We start from the raw sequence: 14751 nt of genomic DNA, 5'->3' as shown, positions 1-14751 counted from the left end.
CCCCTCCCTTTCTTAAAGGTTAGTCAAAGCTATTCTCTTGCTTAATGAAGAATTGGTGTAGATACATAAATTTCAGTAGTTACCGATTACACCATGTAATCTGGTTCTGCTATGTTTGGCAAAGGTGAACTGAATTGCTAATTTTCACGGTTGCTACATTGCGCCATATTTTTTCATCAATGGTAAAGAGTACACGCAATTTGTCATGTCTCCTAATGAGGTAACTATGGCTCAATTATCTGAAACAACACAAATCAACACACTGCCCACACCTCCATCTGGAAGTTCTAGAGGCGTTGCTGCAACCGAGTTGCGCCCTTGGGGTTCTTTCACGGTTTTGGAAGAAGGGCGCGGATACAAAATTAAGCGCATCGAAGTTAAGCCGGGACACCGCCTGAGCTTGCAAATGCACCATCACCGCAGCGAACACTGGATTGTCGTTTGTGGTACAGCTAAGGTCGTTTGTGGCGATCAAGAAGTGGTACTAACCAATAATCAGTCAACCTATGTACCTCAATGTACAACTCATCGTCTAGAAAATCCTGGCGTCATTCCTTTGGTGTTGATTGAAGTCCAAAATGGCGAATACTTAGGCGAAGATGATATTGTGCGCTACCAAGACGACTACGCCCGTACTAATGATGAAAACTCAAAGACCGCTATCAAAAGTAGATAATTGGTTTTTCTGTTTCTAAACTCATACAGCAGCCTATCGTCAATATCGAATACACGTAGAGACGTAGCACTGCTACGTCTCTACAAAGAGAGGGGTTTTATATATGTACTTCATTTACCTGAAATCTGCTCTATCTTGCTTTTGGTCGCCCTCAAGCGATGAAAGCATGGCGTCCAGGCTACACAAATAAAGCCTTCCGGAGCGCAGGCTTCCAAACCCCATCTTCATATTACAGATGGGGTTGGAAACTGTAATCTAATTTCTCCTCAAATCTGTACAAAACTACCTAAAAATATACAGAGTAGAGGATTGACAAAGATCATAAAAGTTTATTAACATAACTAAAAAATTAACTACAAAATACGAAGACAATATTTATAACGGTTGAATCAACTAGGTAGTAGTAGGATTTGTAAAAGTCATCTAAAATGCTTAAAAGCCATGAGATAGGGGACTTGCCGTTTATCCCTTTAAAGGCTTAAAACCCATTAAAAACGTAATTATCTATATTTCACTAGATTTGTCTAGTTTTGGGTAGATGATATTTTTGAACGGTTTTCAATTTAAGAAGATAAATTCTATGATTGAACTGAGTCAAGCAGCCGCCAGCGAAATCGGGCGATTAAAATCAAAGCAGCTGCCGTCAAATATTTTCGTTCGCTTGGCAGTGAAAGCTGGTGGTTGTTCGGGGTGGTTTTATGATATGTCTTTTGATGAAGCGGTAAAACATGACGATCGTCTAATTGATCGTCACGGCATCCAAATAGTGATAGACGCTGCCAGCTTAGATTATATTAATGGTTTAATACTCGATTATTCAGAGGATCTTATGGGCGGTGGTTTTCGCTTTCATAATCAAAGTGCGATCGCTACCTGTGGTTGTGGCAATTCTTTTTCGACTCTAGCACCTAATCCCTAAAAATTTGACACAAAACCCGTAGAAAACGATATAATAGGGATTTGTTGAAAACTTAGACCTTAAAGCAGCTTCACGCGCTGTAACTCATGCCAACTATACAGCAGCTTATCCGAACTGAACGCGAAAAAGCGCGTCAGAAAACCAAGTCACCAGCTCTAAAGCAATGCCCTCAACGGCGGGGCGTATGTACAAGAGTATACACGACTACACCGAAAAAACCGAACTCAGCTCTACGTAAAGTAGCAAGGGTACGACTGACTTCGGGATTTGAAGTCACAGCTTACATTCCCGGAATTGGTCACAACTTGCAAGAGCACTCCGTTGTGATGATTCGTGGCGGTCGGGTTAAGGACTTACCAGGCGTGAGATACCACATTATTCGTGGCACCTTAGATACAGCCGGAGTCAAAGACCGCAAGCAAGGTCGTTCCAAATACGGAACCAAACGTCCGAAAGCAGCGAAAAAATAAAATGATAGTTAATTAATCGCTTTTGATGCGATTAATTGCTTCATCAAGTGTATGGTGCCAAAAAACGGTTAACGTTAATGTAGACGTAAAGCAGCTTCCCCAAGGGTATGCTCCTTTGCTGGAAGCTTGCTCACAAAACGGCAGCAATTCTTTGATGCTAGCAAGTTTTGAGTTAAATCAAGTTAAATTGGTAAAGCTTCCACCTACACCCGGTACGTGCAGGAATATCTGAGAATGCTGTTAGCGGCAGCAGCATCTTAATTTTGAGATTAAGGTATATAAGATTGTCGCCTTGTTGTGTCAAGTTTTGGGCAACAAGTTAACTTCAAAGAGCGTCGCTGCGATCGCATGTAACGCACAAAGTAAGGTTCGCAAATCCGAAGTAAGGGTAAAGTATGTCTCGTCGTGGTGTTATTAAAAAGCGCCCAGTTCCGTCTGACTCAGTGTATAACAGTCGTCTTGTTAGCATGATAATTCGACGGATAATGCGTCATGGCAAGAAATCACTTGCCGCACGGATTGTTTATGAAGCGTTGAAAACAATTGAGGAACGCACTGGAGCGAATGCCTTAGAAACCTTTGAAAGAGCAGTGCGAAATGCAACGCCTTTAGTAGAAGTAAAAGCGCGTCGGGTTGGTGGAGCAACCTACCAAGTACCGATGGAAGTACGTAACGATCGCGGTACCACCTTAGCATTGCGCTGGCTGGTACAGTTTTCCAGGGCTAGACCGGGACGGACAATGGCAAGCAGACTGGCAAATGAATTAATGGATGCTGCCAACGAAACCGGAAACGCTATTCGCAAGCGCGAAGAAACGCACCGGATGGCCGAAGCTAACAAAGCTTTTGCTCACTATCGTTACTAAAAGGCATTCTGACCTGTATTACATAACAGGATGTCTAAACTACGTAGAGAACCGATATATCGCCAGTAAAAAAGCGATATATTGCGGATTTCTATAAGAAAAGGCGGTTTTCCGTAAAAGTATAGAAACTTAACAAAGTGTAATATACAAGATATCATGAGGCGAAAACTTAGGAGGCAGCTGTGGCACGTACGATCCCACTAGAGAGAGTACGCAATATTGGGATTGCGGCGCATATAGATGCGGGCAAGACAACAACAACAGAGAGAATATTGTTTTACTCTGGAATAATTCACAAAATCGGCGAAGTCCATGAAGGAACAGCCGTAACAGACTGGATGGAACAAGAGCGGGAGCGGGGAATTACCATCACTGCCGCAGCGATAACAACCAGTTGGAAAGATCATCAAATAAACATTATCGATACACCAGGTCACGTTGACTTCACAATTGAAGTAGAACGTTCCATGCGCGTGTTGGATGGTGTAATTGCAGTATTTTGTTCAGTGGGCGGCGTGCAACCGCAATCAGAGACAGTGTGGCGGCAAGCAGACCGTTACAAAGTTCCTCGCATCGCCTTTATTAACAAAATGGATCGCACAGGGGCGAACTTTTATCGAGTTCACGATCAGATGTGCGATCGCCTGCGAGCGAATGCGATCGCCATTCAACTGCCCATTGGTGCGGAAAACGACTTTAAAGGCATTATTGACTTAGTGCAGATGCGTGCACATATGTACAACAATGACCAGGGAACAGATATCGAAGAAACCGATATCCCCGCCGACATGCAAGAAAAGGCGCAAGAATACCGCGTCAAGTTAGTGGAAGCAGTGTCAGAAACCGATGACAATCTGATGAGCAAGTACTTCGAGGGCGAAGAACTCACAACAGATGAAATCAGTACGGCACTGCGTAAAGGCACAGTTGCAGGTAAAATTGTCCCAGTACTTTGCGGTTCAGCCTTCAAAAACAAAGGCGTGCAGCTGATGTTGGATGCGGTTGTAGATTATCTGCCAGCACCAAGCGAAGTACCGCCAATTCAAGGCTTACTGCCCAATGGTGATACCGTTGAGCGTCGAGCTGATGATAACGAACCTTTATCGGCTCTGGCATTCAAGATTATGGCTGACCCTTATGGTCGCCTCACCTTCGTTCGCGTTTATTCTGGAGTTCTCAAGAAGGGTAGCTACGTCCTCAACGCTACCAAGAATAAGAAAGAACGCATTTCCCGTCTGGTGATTCTCAAAGCAGATGATCGGCAAGATGTCGAAGAACTGCGTGCAGGTGATTTGGGAGCCGCATTGGGATTAAAAGACACCTTGACCGGTGACACCATCACTGATGAAGGTTCACCAGTAATTCTCGAATCCCTGTTTATTCCTGAGCCTGTCATCTCGGTAGCGGTTGAACCCAAAACCAAGAATGACATGGACAAGCTGTCCAAAGCTCTGCAATCTCTCTCAGAAGAAGATCCCACCTTCCGTGTCCGCGTCGATCCGGAAACCAATCAAACCGTGATTGCAGGTATGGGAGAGTTACACCTAGAAATTCTTGTAGACCGCATGTTGCGAGAATTTAAGGTGGAAGCGAATGTCGGTGCGCCGCAAGTAGCTTACCGCGAAACCATCCGTAAAGGTGTCAACAAAGTAGAAGGCAAGTTTATCCGTCAGAGTGGTGGTAAAGGTCAATACGGTCACGTTGTGATCAACTTGGAACCCGGAGAACCAGGAACTGGCTTTGAATTCGTCTCGAAGATTGTTGGTGGTATCGTACCCAAAGAGTACATCGGACCTGCCGAACAGGGAATGAAAGAAAGCTGTGAATCTGGTGTTCTCGCTGGATATCCATTAATTGATGTGAAAGCAACATTGATTGATGGTTCTTACCACGATGTAGACTCGTCGGAAATGGCTTTCAAAATCGCTGGCTCAATGGCGATGAAAGAGGCTGTGATGAAAGCCTCACCCGTCCTGTTAGAACCTATGATGAAAGTTGAGGTAGAAGTTCCCGAAAACTACCTTGGAGATGTTATGGGCGACCTCAATTCCCGTCGCGGGCAAATTGAGGGGATGGGATCTGAGCAGGGAATTGCCAAAGTAACTGCTAAAGTACCATTAGCAGAAATGTTTGGTTACGCTACTGATATCCGGTCTAAAACCCAAGGTCGGGGCATCTTCTCAATGGAGTTTAGCCGTTACGAAGAAGTGCCTCGCAACGTGGCTGAGGCAATCATTGCTAAAAGCAAAGGGAACGCTTAGTTAGATAAAGGAAACGAGGATTAATGGCACGCGCAAAGTTTGAAAGGAATAAACCCCACATAAATATCGGTACTGTTGGACACGTTGACCACGGTAAAACTACGTTAACGGCAGCGATCACCATGACCTTAGCAGCTAACGGTCAAGCCGTGGCTAAGGGTTACGATCAAATCGATAACGCACCCGAAGAAAAGGCACGGGGTATTACAATTAATACCGCTCACGTTGAGTACGAAACCGGAAATCGTCACTATGCCCACGTAGACTGTCCCGGACACGCTGACTATGTGAAGAACATGATCACCGGTGCGGCACAGATGGATGGAGGCATCCTCGTAGTAGCTGCTACCGATGGTCCAATGCCCCAAACCCGCGAACACATTCTGTTAGCAAAGCAGGTGGGTGTACCCAGCTTGGTTGTCTTTTTGAACAAAGAAGACTTGATGGATGACCCAGAACTGTTAGAACTAGTAGAACTAGAACTGAGAGAACTGCTCACCAGCTACGATTTCCCTGGTGACGACATCCCCATTATTAAAGGTTCTGGTCTGCAAGCTCTCGAAGCAATGACCAAGAATCCTAAGACCAAACGCGGTGAAAATGAGTGGGTAGATAAAATCTATGAGCTGATGGACGCTGTAGATTCGTTTATCCCCACTCCGGAGCGAGATATCGATAAGCCTTTCTTGATGGCGATTGAAGACGTATTCTCCATCACAGGTCGCGGTACTGTTGCCACAGGTCGGATTGAGCGTGGTAAAGTCAAAGTCGGCGATAACGTCGAACTAGTGGGTATCAGAGATACTCGCAACACAACCGTAACCGGAATTGAGATGTTTAAAAAGAGTCTCGATGAAGGTATGGCTGGGGATAACGCCGGTGTACTACTGCGCGGTATTCAGAAGACTGATATTGAACGCGGTATGGTGTTAGCTAAACCCGGTTCGATTACTCCCCACACCCAATTTGAAGGTGAAGTGTACATACTGACAGAAAAAGAAGGTGGTCGTAAGACTCCATTTTTCCCTGGCTACCGTCCTCAATTTTATGTGCGGACAACAGACGTAACCGGCACGATTACAGCATTCACTGCCGATGATGGTAGCGCGGCAGAAATGATCATGCCAGGCGATCGCATTAAAATGAGTGTGGAATTAATCAACCCCATCGCTATTGAGCAAGGTATGCGCTTCGCTATTCGTGAAGGTGGTCGCACTATCGGTGCGGGTGTCGTATCCAAAATCCTGAAGTAACACTTCTGTAATTTAGTCAAAATATGGAGCAGAGATGGTATAATGCGTCTCTGCTCCTTTCTCTGACCGAAAATTTAGGGAGTGGGGACGCTTGGATTAGGGACTAAAAATTAGGAATTTCACTCTTTGGAAAAGCCCAATTGCCCATTACCCATTTACCACTCCCCATTCCCCAGTCCCCTAATTAATCAGAACCTGGACAATTAAAGATGGCAACTCTACAGCAACAGAAAATTAGAATTCGCTTACAGGCTTTTGACCGTCGCTTACTGGATACATCTTGCGAGAAGATTGTAGACACAGCTAACCGGACTAACGCTACAGCCATAGGACCGATTCCTTTACCAACAAAACGCAGGATATATTGCGTACTGCGATCACCACACGTCGATAAAGACTCACGGGAACACTTTGAAACTCGTACCCATCGTCGCATTATTGACATTTATCAGCCTTCTTCTAAAACTATTGATGCTTTGATGAAACTTGATTTGCCATCTGGTGTGGATATTGAAGTCAAATTGTAAATAGGAACGTGGATAGTGGTTGGTGGATAGTTAATAACTGTTGAGTGTTGACTGTTAACCAACAACGCTCCAACTAATAACAACGCTCCAACCTTAGTATGAATATTGACGTAGCCCTGAAAAAATATCTCTCAGGGCTTTTTATTTAGCTAGAAAACAAATGATAGAATGTAAGCAGCAAACGGGAAAAGCCAAAAATAATATCTTTTTAAAGATTAAATTTATACCAAGGCAACAATGACATCTTCTTCTAAAATTGCGGTTCGCGAACTACCTCTGTTCCCGTTACCCGAAGTAGTTCTATTTCCCACCAGACCATTACCACTGCATATTTTTGAATTTCGCTACAGAATAATGATGAACACGATTCTGGAGAGCGATCGCAGGTTTGGTGTTTTGATGTTCGATCAAGCAAAAGGAGCGATCGCAAATGTTGGCTGCTGTGCGGAAATCATTCATTACCAACGACTGCCAGATGACCGCATAAAGATGCTAACTTTAGGACAGCAAAGATTTCGCGTCCTAGAATATGTCAGAGAAAAGCCATATCGTGTTGGTTTAGTTGAGTGGATTGAAGACCAACCACCAAGCAAAGATTTACGACATTTAGCAACAGATGTAGAACAACTACTCCGAGATGTTATCCGGCTATCATCTAAGTTGACTGAACAAAATATCGAACTGCCTGAAGATTTGCCTTCTTTGCCAATGGAATTATCTTACTGGGTAGCGAGTAACCTTTATGGTGTAGCCCCAGAGCAACAGTTATTGCTAGAAATGCAAGACACTGCCGCTCGTTTAGAACGGGAAGCTGAAATTTTGACTTCTACTCGCAATCATCTTGCCGCTCGCACTGTTCTCAAAGACACCTTTAATGATAAATAATGAGTTAATAGTCAACGGTCAAAAGTCCAAGTATCTTTAGACTATGGACTTTAAACTAATGACTGTTAACTTATAAAGCTTTGGCTGGTAGAACATTATAACTACCAAAAAATTTTAATACTTCTGTGTGAGTGCTCAATTCAGCTAAAGCAGATTGCATTTTTGGCTCGGTGGAATCCGCTTCTAAATCAAGAAAAAACAAGTATTCTCCGAGCGATCGCTTCGTGGGACGAGACTGAATTCTGCTAAGGTTAATGTTAAGTTCGGCAAAGATTTGTAACGGTTTGACCAGAGAACCTGGTGTATTTGCAGGCATACTAAAAGCTAGAGACGTATGACTAGAAGTTGCAGAAGGTATTCGGTAAGCTGTATCTACTTCAGTTTGACTGACTACCAAAAAGCGAGTACAGTTTTCTGGATAGTCGTTAATTCCCCTAGCTAGTATCGGCAAGTTGTACAATTGCGCCGCTCTACTAGATGAAATCACTGCTGCGGTTTTGTCCTGTTCTAAATGTTGTAGCGGCTCGGTTGTGGAATTAGTGGGAATCAGCTGCACATTGGGCAGAAACTTTTCCAACCATCGCTGACATTGCGCTAAAGCTTGCGGGTGAGAATAAACTGTTCTAATGTTATCTAAGCTACTAGCAGCGGAAATTAATGCATGAGCGATCGGCATTACCAACGCGAGCTGAATTCGCAAAGTTTCCAGTTGCCATAGCGAATCTAGCGTCATTGTCACGCTTCCTTCAATAGAATTTTCTACAGGCACAACAGCTAACTGTGCATTACCTTGAACTACGGCTTGGAGTGACTGGGCAATGCTGGGATAGGGACACAAGTTAGCTTCAATTCCCTTGTTTTTTTCCAGCCAGTTGAGATAAAAAAGAGCAGCTTGTTCTGCGTAAGTGCCGGGAGGTCCTAAATGTGCAATCGATTGATTCATCACTTCAGCCTTTAGTTGCCGTTTATATTCATAACAGATAACAAGGGCAACTGAAACTAAAGCTGAAAATAATCCAAAAATGACTTATGACTCAAGCCAAAGTCGAACCCAAACTATACAGCTTCGATGAATTTATAAGTTGGTATCCCGAAAATTCAAAAGTCCGGTACGAACTCTACGATGGAGTAATTATCGAAATGCCCAAGCCAAAGGGAAAACATTCAAATCTAACAGGTTCCCTTATCGAGCAACTATTGATAATTATCAGGCAGAGTGGCTCTGGCGGCATCTGGACTATTCCCAGAGAATCGATCGTCAAACCCAAACGGGAAAAATCAGGTTATGAACCGGATATCATCGTTTTGAACAAAGAAGTTCTTGGGGCAGAACCCCGGTGGGAAAGCGAATCGATTATCCAAAATCCTGATTCGGTCAAATTAATCGTCGAGGTTGTTTCAACTAATTGGCGTGACGATTACTACGATAAACTTCGAGATTATGAGGAAATGGGCATCGAAGAATATTGGATTATCGATTATGCAGCACTGGGGGCAAGAAAGTTCATCGGCAACCCCAAGCAACCCACAATTTTTGTTTGTAACTTGGTTGATGGAGAATATCAGATGACGACCTTTACAGGAAACACGACCATTGTTTCCCCGACCTTCCCCCAATTCAACTTGACCGCACAGCAAATTTTCGATTTGGCTTCCTAGGAGGTTGAGAATAAAATTTCAATTGTTTGTATGAATACAGGTTAGTATTTTCCGAAAATAAATCGATAACTATAACTGGGGTTAGATGTTGAGAGACAACACTGAAGGATATACTAAAATTAACTAGGATATTGCGCGATCGCACGTAAAGTTGCAAGTATTAGTTATAAATAATTCATCAAGCAGCTTTCTGATTAGTTATTTGTCAGGAAAAAAATTTAAAATTATTCTACTATACTCAGTCTCAAGCAGCTCATGGCTACTAGGTTTACTGCCTCTTTATCGGTTGAAATCGCTGTTCCAGAGCAGCCCATCCCCATTCAACACTATTTGCGTCAACCACAACGTCTGGTTAATGCTTTAGTTGACCCCACTCGCATTCAGCAACTTTCGGAAGAAGTATTTCGCTTGAAAATGCGCCCCCTGACGTTTATGACACTCAGTATTCAACCCACTGTAGACATGAGAGTTTGGGCAGAATCAAATGGAATTATTTGTTTGCGATCGGTGGGTTGTCAAATTCTGGGTGTGGAATATATTAACCAACGTTTTACTCTGAATTTAAAAGGATATTTGTCTCCCCACGAGCGATCGGCTGGGACTCTCTTAACAGGAAAAGCTGATTTAGAGGTACAGGTTGAGTTACCACCGCCATTTTCCTTCATGCCGACATCAATTTTAGAAGCTACCGGCAATGGTTTACTAAAAAGTGTTTTGATGACAGTTAAGCAAAGATTGTTACATCAATTATTAGCGGATTACCGTCGTTGGGTGATATCACAAACTAAGGAAATAGAAGTTGCTGATAAGAGTACTGAATTGCCGATACTCGGTACTGAGTAATCTTTTGACTTTTCCAGAGTAATTGTTGCTAGTTGACTCTTAATCGTCAACTAACAAACAACAATTAACTCTTGACTGAAAGCTGAATTTGGCAAGGACGAAATGAGCGACGATGCAGCGGGGAAGTACCGTAGTGTTGCAGTGCTGTTAGATGCCGCTGGCTACCATAACCCTTATTCCGTTCTAGGTCGTACATGGGATATTTTAATGCCAGACGCACCACCAAATCGTCACGCCAAACTTTGGCAATAATACTCGCACTTGCTATGGTAAGCGATCGCTCGTCACCTTTGACTATTGTTTGTTGCGGCATTAACAAGCCTTTTACCAACTGATTGCCATCAATTAAGCAAAGTGCAGGCTGTACCTTCAACTTCAGTACAGCCCGCTTCATCGCTAAAAGCGTTGCCTGCAAAATGTTGATAGAGTCAATTTCGGCTATTGTTGCAAAACCGATTTTCCAGTCAATCGCTAACGCACAAATTTGCTGCGCTAACTGAATTCTTCGAGAACTAGACAGCTTTTTACTATCTCTAATTTTAGCCGCCATCAGAATGGGCATTGCGCTTTCTGGTAAGATAACTGCTGCCGCAACTACAGGACCAAATAGCGCACCCCGTCCCACTTCATCTACACCTGCAATCAACCCTTGTTGAATGTCTAAATAGCCAGACAATTCCAGCCAAATCGATTCTCCTGGAGATGTTGGCAATCCGAGAGAAGCGATCGCTTGCTTTTTCTGTACCATTACGAAACTTAACTTTTACACCTCGTTAGACGCATCAAGATCCATAGAACCCCGACGACGACGACGACGTTTGTCAACAGGAGCAGTGTTAGCTTCAGTTTCATCCACAGTTGAATTTTCGGTAAACAATTCCAGTTGTGGTTCTGGTTGTGGTTCTGGTTGTGGTTCTGGTTGTGGTTCTAGTTTTGGCTCAACCTTCTTAATTGGAGTTACTCCAAGATTTACTCTTTCCGGAATACTTACTCTTTCAGGAACTGTTGATTCGGAAATACTTACTCTTTCGGGAGTGCTTACTTCTTCTGAGGTAAATTCAGTCGGTGTTGCCGGAGTTTGTCCCGGTGGAGTGACGTTAATAATCACAGACTTGGGATTTTTTACTTCCCGATTCAAGCGCACCAAAGGAGAAATTCCCATCAAAGCGAAAACATCCTGTTCCTGAGATGTCATTTCTACAGAAACAATCTCCGGAGGTTCTACCACTGGTTTGACTGGTTCACCTTTAGTGATTTTTATCCGCTCTGTTCTATCAGTCCAAGGAGCTTTGCTAATGCTGGGTAAGGATATTTCTGGAGTTCCTGGTGGTTCCGGTTCCCCATCAATTTCTAAATCTGGATCGTTGACAAAAGATAGCGGATTAGCAATAACCCGTGGCTCTTCTTTGCCGTTTCCTCCATTTATACTAATGCGACGACGCCTGCGAACACCACCACCACGCTTGTTATCTCCTATCTCTTGATAGCTGGGATGATTTAGATTCATCGGATTTAATTCCGAGTCAGCATCTAATCCTTCATTAAATCCCTCGTAGCTTTCCCGTCGTTCTGTGACGCTGGTTGCTGCTAAACGCGGTTCTCTATGCGGTGAAGATACAAAACGCTCTGGTAATTCTGCTGGTGTTGGCAATCTGTTTTCAGTTTCTCCCGGCAGATGTACTATATGCCCTAAACCGCCGCAGGTAGGACAAGTTTGACCAAACAATTCGTAGATGTTTTGCCCTTGACGTTTGCGGGTAAGTTCTACTAAGCCTAGTTCGGTTAGTTGAGCAATCTGGGGACGAGCTTTATCTGCTTTGAGAGCTTTGTTAAAATGTTCTAGGACTTGCAATTGATCGCGCCGCGATTCCATATCAATAAAATCGACTACTATCACCCCAGCAACATTCCGCAGACGTAGCTGGCGAGCAATTTCGGTTGCGGCTTCGCAGTTTGTCCACAAAACGGTTTCTCTGGCTGTTGCCGATCGCGTAAATGAACCTGAGTTGACATCTATCACCGTTAATGCTTCTGTTGGCTCGATGATGATGTAACCGCCAGAAGGTAAATCTACTCTTGGTTTGAGAGCTTCGCGAATCGCGGCATTAATCCGGAAGTATTCTAATATCCCAGAGCGATCGCGATGATGGTCAATCAACAATCCTTGTGGTGTCTGCCCACCACTCCAGTTTTGCAAATACTGCTTTACTCGCTTCAAACCAGTACTCGAATCTACAACAATTCGATTCACATCCCCACCATACATATCTCGCAGCACGCGCTGAATAAAATCATCGTCTCGATTCAGCAGTGCTGGTGCGCGGGTAGATTGAGCTTCTTGTTGGATTGCTTCCCACTGCTTTTGCAGCACTTCTAAATCTTCGATAATCGCTTCTTCTGGCTTGCCTTCGGCTTCGGTGCGAACTAACAAACCCATTCCTGCGGGTTTAATTAAAATCGCCAATGCCCGCAAACGATTGCGCTCGCTTTCACTCTTAATCCGACGGGATAAATTTACGCCTCGTCCATATGGCATCAGCACTACATACCGTCCCGGCAAGGTAATATTACCTGTGAGCCTCGGTCCTTTAGTCCCTGTTGGCTCTTTCATTACTTGCACCAACACTTTTTGCTGTGGTGTCAGTAGTTCTGTAATTGCCGCTGCGGTACGCTTCAGCTTTAATGGTCCTAAATCAGTTACATGAATAAAGCCGTTACGCTCTGGATCTCCTATATTTACAAAAGCCGCATCTATCCCAGGTAATACATTTTCCACCACCCCTAAATAAATATCACCTATTTGGTGATGACCGGTGGCTACTACGAGTTCTTGTATTTGATCTTCGGAAAATACCGCAGCAATCTGATGCTGTTCCGCGATTATAATTTGTTTTGGCATTCAATTTCCTCGAATATTGGCAGCATAAATAGTTCTGGAGTCGGGTTATACCTCTGTCCTCTGCCAGCCCAAAAATGCGCTGCTGATAATAAATATTGTGAATTTCGGCTCAAAGTTAAAGAGCGATTGACTAGATTGCGTTTACACGCCTGATTATTCCAGAACGGCAGCATATTATTATTGTTGTAAGCAATTAAATCAACCGTCCGTAGTTGATTTTTGATGCATTGCCATTACCACCTGGGGATTAGGCATTCAGCAATTGTTTGAAAAAGCATAGAGTCAGAGTTATTGACAAAGGCTGTTATTGATTGCTGATTCCAACGCGAATAGCTATAAAAGAGTGTTTTCTTTAATCTGCCTCAGCAAGTTTGGGCTAAAATCCTAGAAGTTGCACTTCTTTTATCTTTGCTTTCGCCCCCGGATTATCAGGGTAGTGAACCAAATCGCTCAATGCAGCGCCAGAAATTCTCTTCATCTAATTCTAACGCAACCTTGCTAAAAATCAATTCCCACGATCTACTCTCTGAGGGCAACTACTAGCAAGTTGCCCCCATAGGGATTATGATCCCAAAATTAGTTGATTTCGGTGGATGTGCAGCAATTGAAATTCTACACTTGCTACTTGTTCTAGCATAAACAGGATTTGTTCAGGACGCAACAGCGTACCATCATTACGACAGCTACCCACATAACGCAGGATACCAGTAGATTCTGCGAGTTGTGTTTTAGTTTCTAATAATTCTATGTCGAATAGGCGATCGCGCAGATTTATCACATGAGTCTTGCCTGACTTAGTTTTTTGCTCGTACCAAATCTCATCTCTTGTTTTGATTGTATCAATCCACTCTTGCCATTTTGCCGATGGCATCTCTTCAAATGCAGCCACGGTAATCAAATACTCCGCAGCCTCCAAAAGTTGGGTAGCAGCACTCTTCTTTAAATCCAGTTCTTCCACATTATATACAGGTATGTCTGTGGGCAGAGCATCAGCTAACTGTTGGCGGAAAGCTTCGGCTTCAACTACTTGATTTAACTCAAAATCGACAATTTCACCACTGCTGCTAGCTCCCAATGCCAAGGCATTTGCGAAAGAAATGCGCGGCATCGGATGAAAACCACCAGTAAAAGAAATCGGCAATCCCGCACGTCGCAAGGCTCTATCAAACAAACGGAGTAAGTCCAAGTGACTTACTAAAGCCATATCACCCTGCTTGCCAAACCGAACGCGCAGCCGTTGTGCCGATACGGTGTTGGGAACAAACTCGCCAGCAAATTCCGGGATTGGCTGTGGGGGTATTACTATATTATGTCCGAAATCGGTGCCGCAAACGCCACAATGAGAACAACCATCAAAAGAACAGTCAGGAACAATTGCAGCATCTATTGCGCGTTGCAAATCTTCCTTCAGCCACTTTTTGTCAATTCCCGTGTCGATGTGGTCCCAAGGTAGGGGCATGTCGAGGGAGTGGGTTCGGGGAGGAGGGGGGGAG

General features: G+C 43.8%; 14 protein-coding genes. 10 read left to right on the top strand and 4 right to left on the bottom strand.

What is annotated here, in order from left to right:
• Positions 1-226 precede the first annotated feature (226 nt).
• The 8 genes from OGM63_RS25375 to OGM63_RS25340 all read left to right on the top strand — a co-directional run bounded on the left by OGM63_RS25375 (position 227) and on the right by OGM63_RS25340 (position 7857).
• Positions 227-676 (top strand): phosphomannose isomerase type II C-terminal cupin domain, encoded by a 450-nt coding sequence (locus OGM63_RS25375; protein ID WP_263748472.1) that lies wholly within the window; start codon positions 227-229, stop codon positions 674-676.
• A gap of 580 nt (positions 677-1256) precedes the next feature.
• The gene (locus OGM63_RS25370; protein ID WP_263748470.1) at positions 1257-1595 is read left to right on the top strand and encodes a HesB/IscA family protein; all 339 of its coding nucleotides are present in this window, start codon (positions 1257-1259) and stop codon (positions 1593-1595) included.
• 86 nt (positions 1596-1681) lie between these two features.
• Entirely contained in the window at positions 1682-2065 is a 384-nt protein-coding gene (gene rpsL / locus OGM63_RS25365) for a 30S ribosomal protein S12 (protein ID WP_263748468.1), read from the top strand.
• A 395-nt stretch (positions 2066-2460) separates the two neighbouring features.
• On the top strand, positions 2461-2931 hold the full coding sequence (gene rpsG / locus OGM63_RS25360; protein WP_029633916.1) for a 30S ribosomal protein S7: 471 nt from the start codon (positions 2461-2463) through the stop codon (positions 2929-2931).
• Positions 2932-3113: 182 nt separating this feature from the next.
• Positions 3114-5192: an elongation factor G gene (gene fusA / locus OGM63_RS25355; protein WP_263748467.1), complete on the top strand. Its 2079-nt coding sequence runs from the start codon at positions 3114-3116 to the stop codon at positions 5190-5192.
• Positions 5193-5215: 23 nt separating this feature from the next.
• Positions 5216-6445, top strand: a complete 1230-nt coding sequence (gene tuf / locus OGM63_RS25350; RefSeq protein ID WP_263748466.1) for an elongation factor Tu — start codon at positions 5216-5218, stop codon at positions 6443-6445.
• Between the two features lie 209 nt (positions 6446-6654).
• The gene (rpsJ, locus tag OGM63_RS25345; protein ID WP_008232935.1) at positions 6655-6972 is read left to right on the top strand and encodes a 30S ribosomal protein S10; all 318 of its coding nucleotides are present in this window, start codon (positions 6655-6657) and stop codon (positions 6970-6972) included.
• Positions 6973-7209: 237 nt separating this feature from the next.
• Complete coding sequence (locus OGM63_RS25340) at positions 7210-7857, top strand: LON peptidase substrate-binding domain-containing protein (RefSeq protein ID WP_263748450.1); 648 nt, start codon at positions 7210-7212, stop codon at positions 7855-7857.
• 70 nt (positions 7858-7927) lie between these two features.
• Here the strand turns inward: OGM63_RS25340 and pheA are convergent, their stop codons facing one another.
• On the bottom strand, positions 7928-8800 hold the full coding sequence (pheA, locus tag OGM63_RS25335) for a prephenate dehydratase (RefSeq protein ID WP_263748449.1): 873 nt from the start codon (positions 8798-8800) through the stop codon (positions 7928-7930).
• A gap of 86 nt (positions 8801-8886) precedes the next feature.
• Here pheA and OGM63_RS25330 point away from each other — a divergent pair, with 86 nt between their 5' ends.
• Both OGM63_RS25330 and OGM63_RS25325 read left to right on the top strand, forming a co-directional pair.
• Complete coding sequence (locus OGM63_RS25330) at positions 8887-9516, top strand: Uma2 family endonuclease (protein WP_263748447.1); 630 nt, start codon at positions 8887-8889, stop codon at positions 9514-9516.
• Positions 9517-9771: 255 nt separating this feature from the next.
• Positions 9772-10359, top strand: a complete 588-nt coding sequence (locus OGM63_RS25325) for a DUF1997 domain-containing protein (RefSeq protein ID WP_263748445.1) — start codon at positions 9772-9774, stop codon at positions 10357-10359.
• 64 nt (positions 10360-10423) lie between these two features.
• On the opposite strand, the gene OGM63_RS25320 is transcribed toward OGM63_RS25325, so the two are convergent.
• The 3 genes from OGM63_RS25320 to OGM63_RS25310 all read right to left on the bottom strand — a co-directional run.
• Complete coding sequence (locus tag OGM63_RS25320) at positions 10424-11107, bottom strand: ribonuclease HII (RefSeq protein ID WP_263748444.1); 684 nt, start codon at positions 11105-11107, stop codon at positions 10424-10426.
• Between the two features lie 15 nt (positions 11108-11122).
• Positions 11123-13258 (bottom strand): ribonuclease E, encoded by a 2136-nt coding sequence (gene rne, locus OGM63_RS25315; RefSeq protein ID WP_263748443.1) that lies wholly within the window; start codon positions 13256-13258, stop codon positions 11123-11125.
• Between the two features lie 562 nt (positions 13259-13820).
• Positions 13821-14751: TIGR03936 family radical SAM-associated protein (locus OGM63_RS25310; protein ID WP_263748442.1), on the bottom strand; the 931-nt coding region annotated here is incomplete at its 5' end.

The organism is Plectonema radiosum NIES-515 (assembly GCF_025753815.1).
Classification (GTDB): domain Bacteria; phylum Cyanobacteriota; class Cyanobacteriia; order Cyanobacteriales; family Nostocaceae; genus Hassallia; species Hassallia radiosum_A.
This window is presented reverse-complemented; position numbering and strand designations above follow the sequence as displayed.